Source organism: Rhizobium sp. WYJ-E13 (assembly GCF_018987265.1).
Lineage (GTDB): Bacteria > Pseudomonadota > Alphaproteobacteria > Rhizobiales > Rhizobiaceae > Rhizobium.
The window spans coordinates 3,423,582-3,435,395 of the sequence record NZ_CP076853.1 but is presented as its reverse complement, the minus strand read 5'-3'; the positions used below and the strand labels follow the sequence as shown (position 1 = coordinate 3,435,395).

General features: G+C 60.1%; 9 protein-coding genes and 1 pseudogene. 5 read left to right on the top strand and 5 right to left on the bottom strand.

Going from position 1 to position 11,814, the window contains the following annotated elements:
• Positions 1-6: 6 nt before the first annotated feature.
• Positions 7-309, top strand: coding sequence for a hypothetical protein (locus KQ933_RS17120; protein WP_216755981.1), 303 nt, complete (start codon positions 7-9; stop codon positions 307-309).
• Between the two features lie 55 nt (positions 310-364).
• Here KQ933_RS17120 and lysS read toward each other — a convergent pair whose 3' ends face one another.
• The 5 genes and pseudogenes from lysS to KQ933_RS17095 form a co-directional block, all read right to left on the bottom strand.
• A complete protein-coding gene (lysS, locus tag KQ933_RS17115; protein ID WP_216755980.1) occupies positions 365-1,861 on the bottom strand; it encodes a lysine--tRNA ligase in 1,497 nt (498 codons plus the stop codon).
• A gap of 22 nt (positions 1,862-1,883) precedes the next feature.
• Positions 1,884-3,338 (bottom strand): glutamate--tRNA ligase, encoded by a 1,455-nt coding sequence (gltX, locus tag KQ933_RS17110; protein ID WP_216755979.1) that lies wholly within the window; start codon positions 3,336-3,338, stop codon positions 1,884-1,886.
• Between the two features lie 317 nt (positions 3,339-3,655).
• A complete protein-coding gene (locus KQ933_RS17105) occupies positions 3,656-4,405 on the bottom strand; it encodes a TerC family protein (RefSeq protein ID WP_216755978.1) in 750 nt (249 codons plus the stop codon).
• Between the two features lie 101 nt (positions 4,406-4,506).
• Positions 4,507-5,344, bottom strand: a pseudogene (locus KQ933_RS17100) (GyrI-like domain-containing protein).
• Between the two features lie 105 nt (positions 5,345-5,449).
• Complete coding sequence (locus tag KQ933_RS17095) at positions 5,450-6,130, bottom strand: TetR/AcrR family transcriptional regulator (RefSeq protein WP_216755977.1); 681 nt, start codon at positions 6,128-6,130, stop codon at positions 5,450-5,452.
• Between the two features lie 151 nt (positions 6,131-6,281).
• Here KQ933_RS17095 and KQ933_RS17090 point away from each other — a divergent pair, with 151 nt between their 5' ends.
• From KQ933_RS17090 to xylB, 4 genes are all read left to right on the top strand, one after another.
• The gene (locus KQ933_RS17090) at positions 6,282-7,490 is read left to right on the top strand and encodes an HlyD family secretion protein (RefSeq protein WP_216755976.1); all 1,209 of its coding nucleotides are present in this window, start codon (positions 6,282-6,284) and stop codon (positions 7,488-7,490) included.
• A gap of 23 nt (positions 7,491-7,513) precedes the next feature.
• Complete coding sequence (locus tag KQ933_RS17085; RefSeq protein ID WP_216755975.1) at positions 7,514-9,115, top strand: DHA2 family efflux MFS transporter permease subunit; 1,602 nt, start codon at positions 7,514-7,516, stop codon at positions 9,113-9,115.
• A gap of 157 nt (positions 9,116-9,272) precedes the next feature.
• On the top strand, positions 9,273-10,298 hold the full coding sequence (locus tag KQ933_RS17080; protein ID WP_216755974.1) for a LacI family DNA-binding transcriptional regulator: 1,026 nt from the start codon (positions 9,273-9,275) through the stop codon (positions 10,296-10,298).
• Positions 10,299-10,319: 21 nt separating this feature from the next.
• Positions 10,320-11,774: a xylulokinase gene (xylB, locus tag KQ933_RS17075; protein ID WP_216755973.1), complete on the top strand. Its 1,455-nt coding sequence runs from the start codon at positions 10,320-10,322 to the stop codon at positions 11,772-11,774.
• Positions 11,775-11,814 lie beyond the last annotated feature (40 nt).

Below are 11,814 nucleotides of genomic sequence, written 5' to 3'. Positions count from 1 at the left end.
GCACACATGGCACATGCAATCGAAATAACCTCTTTTCGTTTGAAGGATGGGCTCGTCGCTCAGGATTTTCTGGCGGCCAATGCTGATGTCGAACCCTGGCTGCTCCGGCAGCCGGGCTTCCGCTCAAGGATCATGGTGGAACACGAGGATGGCACTATTACCGATATGGTGATCTGGCACACCGCGAGGCAGGCATCGGATTCCGCCAGCCGGCTCATGCGCGAGTTGGCGGATTCGCCCGTGCACGAGGTGATTGATCAAACCACCGTTTCATGGACGATTGGCTCGGTATTTCACCAGTCATCATAAACAAAGGGAGCGTCCTTTCGGCCGCTCCCATATTCTTATCCGGGAAATTCGGGTCTCAGTCCGCCTTGCTGCGGCGGGCCGGGAAGAGAATGACGTCGCGGATCGACGGTGCGTTGGTGAGCAGCATGATCAGGCGGTCGACGCCGATGCCGAGACCGCCGGCGGGTGGCATGCCCTGGTCGATTGCATCAAGGAATTCCTCGTCGAGCTGCTTTTCCTTCTCGCCGCGGGCATGAGCCTGTTCGAGCTGCTCCACCATGCGGCGGCGCTGTTCTTCCGGATCGTTGAGTTCGGAGAAGGCATTGCCGAGCTCCCAGGCGTTGCAATAGGTTTCGAAACGTTCGACGAGGCGCGGCTCGCCCGGCACCTCCTTGGCGAAGGGCGAGATGTCCTTCGGGAAATGCGTAACGTGCGACGGCTGGATCAGCGTCTGCTCGACCTTCTCTTCGAAGATGAAGGCCAGGCATTCGCCCCAGGTCCAGTCCTTCTCGACTGCGAAGCCGGCGGCCTTGGCGGCAGCACGGGCTTCCTCGTCGGTCTTCATCGCCAGGAAGTCGATACCAGTCACTTCCTTGACGGCGTCAGGCATCGGAACGCGCTTGAACGGACCCTTGAAGGACATGGTCTTGTCGCCGAAGGGGAATTCCGTCGTTCCGTGAATGGAGAGTGCCAGGCTCTCGAACAGCCGCTCGACGAGGTCCATGATGTCCTCGTAATCGGCATAGGCCCAGTAGCACTCCATCATGGTGAATTCCGGATTGTGCCGGGTGGAGACGCCTTCGTTGCGGAAGTTGCGGTTGATCTCGAAGACCTTGTCGGTGAGGCCTGAAACCAGCGTGCGCTTCAGGAACAGTTCCGGCGCGATGCGCAGATACATGTCGAGCTTCAGCGTGTTGTGATGCGTCTTGAACGGTTCCGCGGTGGCGCCACCATAGACCGAATGCAGCATCGGCGTTTCGACTTCCATGAAGCCGTCATTTTCCATGAAGCGACGGATGCCGGAGAGGATTTTCGAGCGCTGCTGGAAGCGCAGCTTCGATTCCTCATTGGTCATGATGTCGAGGTGACGCTTGCGGTAGCGTAGCTCGATGTCGGAGAGGCCGTGCCACTTCTCGGGCATCGGCAGAAGCGACTTGGTCAGCATCTCGATCTTCTGGGCGTTGATCGTCAGTTCACCGCGCTTGGTGCGACGCACGACACCGGTGACGCCGATGATATCGCCGATATCGATCATCGGCAGAAGCGCACGCGCTTCTTCGGGGGTCGTGTCCTTGTGACTGAAAATCTGGATCTTGCCGCCAGCGTCGTGGATGTCCATGAACATGCCGGAGTTGCGCGACGAGTAAACGCGGCCGGCGACCGTCACGACATCCTGTGTCTCGACGTCGGGTTCCAGGCTCTCGTATTTCACGGCCAATTCGGCATTGGTCAGCGTGCGGTGGAAATGCGCCGGATAAACGTCGCCGATCTGCTCGCGCAGCAGCTTCAGCTTCTGGGCGCGCACTTCCGTTGCGTCGGAGGAAAGGGTGTTTTCGGTCTTGTTGTCAGCCATTGTCGAAATCCTCTGACTGTTCTTACTTCGAGCCGACGAGGGCGGCCACTGCCTGCGAGGCGAGCTTCAGGCGCTGGCGCACGACCGAGCGGCCGAGGATCGCCATGGAATCGAAGAGCGGCAGCGAGCGCGACGAGCCGGAAACGGCAACGAAGAGCGGTGCGACGACGACTTTCAGCTTCTTGCCCATGCGGTCGGCGATGGCGCGCAGTTCGGCCTCGATCGTCTCGACATTCCATTCCAGGATCTTTTCGAGATCCGGCTGGACGGTATTGAGGATCTCGAGGATCTCTTCCGGTGGCGACTTGATCTTGGCGAAGTCGGAGGGCTGCAGGCCGAGATCGGACTTCAGCAGGAAGCCGGCGAGATCAGGTAATTCGCCGAGCTTGGAAATGCGCGTCTGCGACAGGCGAAGGCCGGCCATCAGACGGTCGTTTTCCATCGCCCAGGTGAGTACGCGGGCGCGGAAATCTTCTTCCGACAGCTTTTCGCGGATCCAGCGGCCGTTCAGCCAGTCGAGCTTCTGGATGTCGAAGATCGCACCGGCCTTGGAGAGGTTTTCCGGGTCGAACTTTTCTGACAGCTCATCCATGGTCAGCAGTTCTTCACCTTCGGAGATCTGGATGAAGAACAGCCCGAGGAAGTTCATCAGCGCTTCGGGGATATAGCCGAGCGCGGAATAGTAAGAGATTGAGGTCGGGTTTTTGCGCTTCGACAGCTTTGACTTGTCGGCGTTGCGCATCAGCGACAGATGCATGAACACCGGCTGGTCCCAGCCGAAATAGCGGTACAGCAGAATGTGCTTCGGCACGGACGCGAGCCACTCCTCGCCGCGCGCGACATGGGTGATCTTCATCAGATGGTCGTCGATGACGTTGGCCATGTGATAAGTCGGCATGCCATCAGCTTTGATCAGCACCTGCATGTCGACGGAATCCCACGGAATGGAAACCTCGCCGTAGACGCCGTCGGTAAAGTCGCAGGAGCCTTCGGTCGGGATCTTCATGCGGATCACAGTGGTTTCACCAGCCGCCATGCGCGAGGTGACCTCCTCGGCCTTGAGGGTCAGACAGAGACCATCATATTTCGGCGGCTTGCCGGCAGCACGCTGGCTTTCGCGCATCTGCTCCAGCCGCTCGGGCGTGCAGAAACAGCGGAAGGCATGGCCCTTGTCCAGCAGTTCCTGGGCGTATGGCTGGTACATGTCCTTACGGTCGGACTGGCGATAGGGGCCGTAGGGGCCGCCGATATCAGGGCCTTCCTTCCATTCCAGCCCGCACCATTTCAGCGCATCCAGCACCTTGGTCTCGAATTCAGGGGTCGAGCGCGTCGCATCGGTATCCTCGATGCGCAGAATGAACTCGCCGCCGTGCTTCTTGGCAAAGAGGTAGTTGAAGAGAGCGATGTAAGCGGTACCGACATGCGGCTCGCCGGTCGGCGAGGGAGCGATGCGGACGCGGACGCCGGAAGCTGTCATTTTATGTGCCCGTCAATGAATGCCGAGCGGCTTTTCAATGAAAGCGACGTTCGGCCTGGAGAATGCAGATATCTGTCGGAAATCGGCTGGAATAAGGGCATCTGCCCGCATAATCCGTCGATTATCCTGATGGTTGCGCTTAGGCCATATTCAAAAGGGCGCGTCAAGAAAAACCGCTTTCGGCGGACTTCATCCGACCTCCCGGCGGCCGCTTCGGATGGTCTGTTCTTTGAGATGAGGCTGCGGATGCATAGATGGACCTCCGCCTTACCGAGGAAGGCGGAGGTAACAATCGGGTCTGAGATGGATGGGCAGCCTTAGTGGCCGCCCTCGCGCTTTCGCCGGCGCGCGTTTCTCGCCAGCATGTTCAGCATCTCGACGAGGGCCGAGAAGGCCATGGCGGCGTAGACGTAGCCCTTCGGCACGTGGAAGCCCATGCCATCGGCGATCAGCGTCGTGCCGATCATCAGCAGGAAGGCGAGCGCCAGCATGACGATCGTCGGATTCCGCTCGATGAAATTGGCGAGCGGCGTTGCGGCGACAAGCATGACCGTGACGGCGGCGATGACGGCGATGATCATGATCGGCAGATGTGGGGTCATGCCGACGGCGGTGATGATGCTGTCCACCGAGAAGACGAGATCGAGCAGCAGGATCTGACCGATTGCCGAGGCAAAGCTCGTGCCTGTCGCGCCTGCGATGAAATTCTCCTGATGATCCTCAGGATCGACATTGTGGTGAATTTCCTTGGTGGCCTTCCAGACGAGGAAGAGACCGCCGGCAATGAGAATCAGGTCCTTCCAGGAGAAACCGTGGCCGAAAAGCTCGAAGAGCGGTTCGGTGAGCTGGACAATCCAGGCGACCGTGCCAAGCAGGGCAAGACGCATGACAAGAGCAAGGGCGATACCGGTCTTGCGGGCTCTTTCCCGGTGTTCAGGCGGCAGCTTGTTGGTGAGGATGGAGATGAAGATGAGGTTGTCGATCCCGAGAACCACTTCCATTACCACGAGCGTGACAAGCGCCACCCAGGCAGCCGGGTCCTGAATGAGCGTCATGATATCCTGCATCGGCGTATTTCCCCCTTGCGTCACCTAAGGACGCGGACAATCTATCGTTACGGACCTGCCAGGCAAGCACCGCAAGGGGGTATACGAAAACCATCGGGCTTTTATTCCTTGATCGGCAACCAGATTTCCGTCACACCCATCCCCGTATAGGGATCGAAGCGGTCATCATAGCGTTCCAACATGTCGGGCATGCTGCCATGTTCGAGGCCCGAAGTCGGCCACCAGTTACCGAAGATCAGGTCCATCGTGGCGGGAATGCCGGAGACGTGACCGCGATGCGAGAAGACGGCGTAGCGCTGGGCCGGCAGCTTCAATGTCGCAAACTCTTCCGGCAGATCATCGGCATCGGATATCTCGGCGGCGGCCATGTAGCGGAATTTCTCGACCTCGCCGTCTATATGCGTGCAGATCCCGTAGGCGACATTGCCCTTCTGGCTCGGGATATGGTCGAAATGCTGGTTGAATGTCTGCCACAGCGAAGGGATCGCAGCGTTGCCGCCATCGGCATAGGTTTCCTGCAGGCCGGCAAAAAGCATCGGCGGGAGGCTTTCGAAACGGGGCGGTTCGAGATCGTTGAGGTTTGCGGTTTTCATCCTGACAGGCTCCATCAAAACAAGATTGCGAATGTGCCCTGTCGTCGCACCGCGTCCGGCGTCATGCCGAACTGGTCGCGGAAGGCACGGGTGAAAGCCTCGTGCGAGCCATAGCCCGCGCCGAGGGCAACCTCGAGAATGCTGGATGAGCCTGAGATGAGGGACAGCGCGGCATCGCTCAGACGCGCGCACGGATATAGCCACTGATCGAATGGCCGGTCACCAGACCGAAGACGCGCGACAGATGATAGCGCGACAATCCGGCGGCTTCTGCGATCTCGTCGAGGCTTATATCGGTTTCGAAATGACTCTCGATGAACCATATCGCCCGTCCGATGGCGCTCATTTCCTCTCCCTTGGTTGCCGCCTTATTCCTAGTGGAAATGCGGCAGCCGGATTTGATCGCTATTGCGCAAATCCGGCGGAAAACCAATCGGCGTGGAGAAACGGATCAGGCGGGTTCGTGTTCGCGAACGCCGTAGGCCGCCATGAAGACATGGATCGCGCCGCGGATGACGCGTTCGATCTCGTTGCGTGGTGGCGGGCCTTCCATAATGCCGAAGAGGCGCAGCTTGAAGAAGCTGCCGCTTGCAAGGTCGAGAAACTGCCCGGCCGCAAGATCGATATCATCGATCTTCAAGGTGCCTGCCTGCACATGCTTCTCCAGGAAGTCGTGCATGATGGTGCGCAGGTTCTGCGGACCCTTGAAGAAGCGCTGACAGAGAAGGGGCATGCGCTCACGCACGCCGAGCACGGTGCGCATGGCATCAATGACCTTGTCTTCGGTCATATGGATGACGAAGGTCATCCCGAATTCGTACAGGCCGGCCTCGACATCGTCGTGTTCCGCAAGGACCGTGCGCACAGCCGCGACGAAGGCGGCGCGCTCGGTCTCGACCATGGCGTGGAAGAGTTCTTCCTTGTTGGCGAAGTAGACATAGAGCGTTCCCTTGGAAACGCCGGCCTCGCGGGTCACATCGTTCATGCTGGCCGCATCGAAGCCCATCTTCATGAACACGCGCCGGGCACCATCAAGGATTTGCTGGCGCTTGGCGGGATCCTCACCCGCAGCAAAGCGGCCCCCCGGATTGGGTGGGCTGAATACGGCGGTATCCTCGGGCTTCAGTGTCATGTCTCCTTAACCGTCTTGGCGAATTCGTGTTTTCTTTTAGAGAAATCGAACCGATTGGTTCTATGCATCTTGATATGATGTCAAAAACCCTTTATGTCAACTGAACCGAACCGTTCAGTTCGATTATTTTACTCCAGATCGGTAGCCGTTAATGTCGACCAACCAGAAAAGCAACGTCGCGCGCATCGTCAGCGAAAATGCCGGCGCCGAAGAGGTGAAAGCGGAAATCGCAGCTCCCGCCGAAGCCCCGAAGGCAGAGGCACCGCAGACGGCTCCTGCGCAGTCCGCGCCTGCTGTCGCACCTGCACCTGCTGCTCCAAAAAAGCGCCGCAGCTTCGTACTGCCCGTCGTCGTACTGGCGCTTTTCGGCGGTGCCGGCTGGTACGGCTACGACTGGTGGACCAACGGCCGCTTCATGGTGTCGACGGACGACGCCTATATCGAGGGTGATATCGCGACGATCTCGCCGAAGGTTACCGGCTATGTCGCGAAGGTGAATGTTGTCGCCAACCAGGAAGTCAAGGCAGGCGACGTTCTCGCTACCCTTGATAACGGCGACTACCAGAACGCCCTCGATCAGGCCAATGCTCAGATCGAAACCGAGCAATTGTCGCTCAGCCGCATCGATGCGCAGATCGAAGGCGCCAAGGCGAGCCTCGTGCAGGCCCAGGCGCAGAAGACTGCCCTCGAAGCCACTGTGCGCGGCGCGGAAATCAAGCAGAAGCGTCAGAGCGACCTGCAGGCGAAGTCGGTCGGCACCACCGCAGATCTCGATGATGCGAATACGGCTCTCGATCAGGCGAAGGCAAACCTTGCCGGCGGCGATGCGAATATCGTTGCTGCCCAGGCCAACATTGCCATCCTCGAAGCCCAGCGCAAGGAAGCCGAAGGTTCTGTCCGCACGTTGGAAATCCAGCGCGACAAGGCCGCCCGCGACCTCTCCTTTACCGTACTGAAGGCGCCCTATGACGGCGTTGTCGGCAACCGTTCGGTTCAGGAAGGCGATCTCGTCTCACCCGGCCAGCGGCTGATGGCGCTCGTGCCGACCCGTCAGCTCTATATCGACGCCAACTTCAAGGAAACGCAGATCCAGCATCTCGTTCCCGGTTCGAAGGTGAACGTCCATGTCGACGCCTACAGCGATTATCCTTTGGTCGGCACCGTCGAATCGATCTCGCCGGCTTCCGGTTCGATCTTCTCGATGCTGCCGCCGGAAAACGCGACGGGCAACTTTACCAAGATCATCCAGCGGGTGCCGGTTCGTATCGCCCTGCCACAGGATGCGCTTGACAGCGGCCGCCTGCGCGCCGGTCTCAGCGTCGTCGTCGACGTAGACACACGCACGGCGCCGGTGAAGTAAGCCCCTAGGGCGGAGGTAGTCCCATGGCCGGGAGTGCGACAGCAACGGTAGGGTCGATCCCGGCAGCGCACGCGCATGCCGCGGATCGCATGGATCCGAGGAAGCTTATCGCCTTCTTCGCGATGGTGCTCGGCATGTTTATGTCGATCCTCGACATCCAGATTGTCTCTGCCTCGCTGGCCGAAATCCAGGCAGGCCTTTCTGCCGGTACGGACGAGGTCGCTTGGGTGCAGACGGCTTACCTGATAGCGGAAGTCATCATGATCCCGCTCTCGGGCACGTTGGCGCGCATCATCTCGACGCGATATCTCTTCGCGATCTCTGCCGCCGGTTTCACCATGGCGAGCGCTTTGGCCGCAACGGCGACGAATATCGACCAGATGATCATCTACCGTGCCATCCAGGGCTTTATCGGCGGTGGCATGATCCCCTCGGTCTTCGCGGCCGCCTTCACGATCTTCCCGCCGTCGAAGCGTTCGATCGTCTCGCCGATCATCGGTCTCATCGCCACGCTTGCGCCGACCATCGGCCCGACAGTCGGCGGCTATCTGAGCCACGCCTTCTCCTGGCACTGGCTGTTCCTGGTCAACATCGTGCCCGGCATTATCGTCACGATTGTTACCTGGAACTTCATCGATTTCGACAAGCCGGAGCTGTCGCTCTTCAAGAAATTTGACTGGTACGGGCTGTTTGCCATGGCCATCTTTCTCGGCTCGCTGGAATATGTGCTTGAAGAAGGCAATTCGAACGACTGGTTTAACGACAGCTACATCGTCGCAGGTACCGTTGCCTCGGTCGTCGCGTGCATCGTCTTCTTCTACCGCGCTTTCACGGTGGAATTCCCGGTCGTCGATCTGACGGCCTTCGCCAACCGAAATTTTTCCTTCGGTTCGGTCTTTTCCTTCGTCATGGGCATCGGCCTTTACGGGCTCACCTATATCTATCCGGTCTATCTCGGCCGCATCCGCGGCTACGATTCGCTGATGATCGGCGAGACGATGTTCGTGTCGGGTCTTGCGATGTTCTTCACCGCGCCGATTGCCGGCCGGCTGTCCACCAAGATCGACCTGCGTCTCATGATGGCGATCGGTTTCGTGAGCTTTGCGGCGGGCACCTACATCATGACGCATCTGACGCAGGACTGGGACTTCTACGAGCTCTTCATCCCACAGATCCTGCGCGGCTTCGGCCTGATGATGTGCATGGTGCCGATCAACAACATCGCGCTCGGCACGCTGCCGCCGGCGCGTATCCGCGGCGCTTCCGGCCTCTTCAATCTGACGCGTAACCTCGGCGGTGCCGTTGGTCTTGCAGTCATCAATACCGTGCTCACCACCCGCCAGGACGTGCATTACGAGCGGCTGCGCGAAAACGTCCATTGGGGCAATACGGCCGCGATCGACCAGATGAACAACATGACCGCCAACTTCAACAATTGGGGTTTGGATGGCGCCGATGTCGCGGTCAAGCAGATGGTTGGCTTGGCCACCAAACAGGCGATGATCCTTTCCTTCAGCGACATCTTCCTGATGCTGACGGTGCTTTTCCTGGCGATGATCCTTGGCGTCGTCATGATCAAGAAACCCGCGCCGCAAGGCGGCGGGGGAGGCGGTGGCGGCCACTGACCTCCGGCCGTCATTGCAAGAAGGCCCTCTTCGGAGGGCCTTTTTCCTTTTAACATGAGTGGTTTCTCTGTTCCTTCAGCGAGGGTGTTTTCCAGCTCACGTATTTTTTGATTTACGTACATCAAAATTGGCGCTAATGGTCTCGTCAGGAGGAATGATGAGGCCAACCGTTCATGATATCGCCGCTGCGGCGGGTGTCAGTCTCGCGACCGTGGACCGGGTTTTGAACCAGCGGCCGGGCGTGCGCCACGTGACGCGGGAGAAGGTGGAGACAGCCATCCGCGATCTCGGCTATGTGCGCGACGTGGCGGCTGCAAACCTTGCCAAGGGCCGCGTCTATCCGCTGACCTTCATCCTGCCCGCCAGCGACAACTCTTTCATGCACGGTCTGAATGCCGAGATCCGCGCGGCGATCGCGCGCTCGGCTATCGAGCGTACGGATATCCGCATCGTCGAAGTGCCTGCCTTCGATCCGCAGGCGCTGGTGCGCGAGCTGGAAACAGTAGATGCCGAAAAGCCTGCCGGGGTGGCGCTTGTTGCCACGGATGCGCCCGATGTGCGTGCTGCCGTGGACCGGCTGGTTCATGACGGCATTCCGGTCGTCACTCTCGTTTCCGATCTGACGGGATCGCTGCGTCATCATTATGCCGGCGTCGACAACATCGCCGCGGGGCGCACCGCTGCGCGTCTACTCGGCCGCTTCCTTGGCGGCGCGAAGGGCGAGATCGCCGTTCTGGCCGGCTCCATGCTGGTGCGCGACCATCGCGAGCGCCTGGAGGGCTTTGCATCTGTCATGGCGCAGGAGTTTCCGGCGCTGCATCTGCTGCCGGTGCTCGAAGGTCGGGACGATCCTGAAGTCGCCCATATGTTGATTGCCGATGCGCTCGGCAAGAACGATGGCATTATCGGCATCTACAGCCTGGGCGCCGGTAATCGCGGCCTTATTCGGGCACTAAAGGAAAAGGCGGCAGACAGGTCGCTGACGGTGATTGCCCATGAATTGACGGCGCACACGCGCGCAGCTCTTCTCGATGGCACTATCGACGCAATCCTCAATCAGGATGCCGGCCATGAGGTGCGCAGCGCGATCCGTGTTCTCAAGGCAAAGGCGGACGGGCTTGCGGTCATCGACGCGCAGGAGCGCATCCGCCTCGACATATTCCTGAAAGACAACCTGCCGTAACGGCAAAGGGAGAAATACTACATGTATCTGGGTCTCGATCTCGGAACTTCGGGCGTCAAGGCGATGCTGATCGACGGCGATCAGAAGATCATCGGCTCCGCCAATGGTTCGCTCGACGTCTCGCGCCCGCATTCCGGCTGGTCCGAACAGGAACCGGCCCATTGGGTACGCGCTACCGAAGAAGCTGTCGCCGGCCTCAAAGCCAAACACCCGAAGGAGCTTGCCGCGGTGAAGGGCATCGGCCTTTCCGGCCAGATGCACGGCGCAACCCTGCTTGACGCCTCCGACAAGGTGCTGCGCCCCTGCATCCTGTGGAACGACACGCGTTCCTATGTCGAGGCGGCCGCGCTCGATGCCGATCCGCGCTTCCGCAAGCTGAGCGGCAATATCGTTTTCCCCGGCTTCACCGCACCGAAGCTTGCCTGGGTCGCCAAGAACGAGCCCGAGATCTTCGCCAAGGTTGCCAAGGTCCTGCTGCCGAAGGACTATCTGCGTCTCTGGCTAACGGGTGAACATATTTCGGAAATGTCGGACTCGGCCGGGACGTCCTGGCTGGATACCGGCAAGCGCAAGTGGTCGTCCGAACTGCTGGCTGCCACTAATCTCGATGAGAAGCAGATGCCGACGCTGATCGAAGGCACGGAGCAGGGCGGCAAGCTGCGCGCCGAACTCGCCTCGGCCTGGGGTATTTCGGGCGATGTCGTCGTTGCCGGTGGCGCCGGCGACAATGCGGCTTCGGCCTGCGGCATGGGCACGGTCAGCGATGGTGCGGCCTTTGTTTCGCTCGGCACGTCAGGCGTTCTTTTTGCCGCCAACGCCGCCTACCTGCCGAAGCCGGAAAGCGCCGTGCATGCCTTCTGCCATGCGCTGCCGAACACTTGGCATCAGATGGGCGTCATCCTGTCGGCGACCGATGCACTGAACTGGCATTCTTCGGTCACCGGCAAGTCGGCCGCCGATCTCACCGGCGAACTCGGCGAAAGCCTGAAGGCGCCGACCGGCGTGACCTTCCTGCCTTACCTCTCAGGCGAGCGCACTCCGTATAATGATGCGGTCATCCGTGGCGCCTTTATCGGCCTCGAACATGAAAGCAGCCGCTCAGTGCTGACCCAGGCAGTGCTGGAGGGCGTGTCCTTCGCGATCCGCGACAATCTGGAAGCCCTGCGTTCGGCCGGCACGGATATTTCCCGTGTCACGGCGATCGGCGGCGGTTCGCGCTCGCGCTATTGGTTGGCCTCGATTGCGACCGCGCTCGGCGTTCCCGTCGACCTGCCGGCAGACGGCGATTTCGGCGCCGCCTTCGGTGCTGCTCGCCTCGGCCTCATTGCCGCAACGGGTGCCGATCCGGTAGCCGTCTGCACACCGCCGGTCACGGCTGGCACGATCGAACCGGTTGCGGCACTCTCGGGCGCCTATGAAGATGCCTACAAGCGCTACCGCGCGACCTATCCGGCGATCAAGTCGCTGGCGCATTGAGAAGCTGAGCCGATGGCCCCTCATCCGCCTGCCCCGAAGG

Bases quoted from the DNA above. Each gene is read 5' to 3' on its own strand.
- KQ933_RS17120 (WP_216755981.1), top strand. From the start codon at position 7: ATGGCACATGCAATCGAAATAACCTCTTTTCGTTTGAAGGATGGGCTC.
- lysS (WP_216755980.1), bottom strand. From the start codon at position 1,861: ATGGCTGACAACAAGACCGAAAACACCCTTTCCTCCGACGCAACGGAA.
- gltX (WP_216755979.1), bottom strand. From the start codon at position 3,338: ATGACAGCTTCCGGCGTCCGCGTCCGCATCGCTCCCTCGCCGACCGGC.
- KQ933_RS17105 (WP_216755978.1), bottom strand. From the start codon at position 4,405: ATGCAGGATATCATGACGCTCATTCAGGACCCGGCTGCCTGGGTGGCG.
- KQ933_RS17095 (WP_216755977.1), bottom strand. From the start codon at position 6,130: ATGACACTGAAGCCCGAGGATACCGCCGTATTCAGCCCACCCAATCCG.
- KQ933_RS17090 (WP_216755976.1), top strand. From the start codon at position 6,282: ATGTCGACCAACCAGAAAAGCAACGTCGCGCGCATCGTCAGCGAAAAT.
- KQ933_RS17085 (WP_216755975.1), top strand. From the start codon at position 7,514: ATGGCCGGGAGTGCGACAGCAACGGTAGGGTCGATCCCGGCAGCGCAC.
- KQ933_RS17080 (WP_216755974.1), top strand. From the start codon at position 9,273: ATGAGGCCAACCGTTCATGATATCGCCGCTGCGGCGGGTGTCAGTCTC.
- xylB (WP_216755973.1), top strand. From the start codon at position 10,320: ATGTATCTGGGTCTCGATCTCGGAACTTCGGGCGTCAAGGCGATGCTG.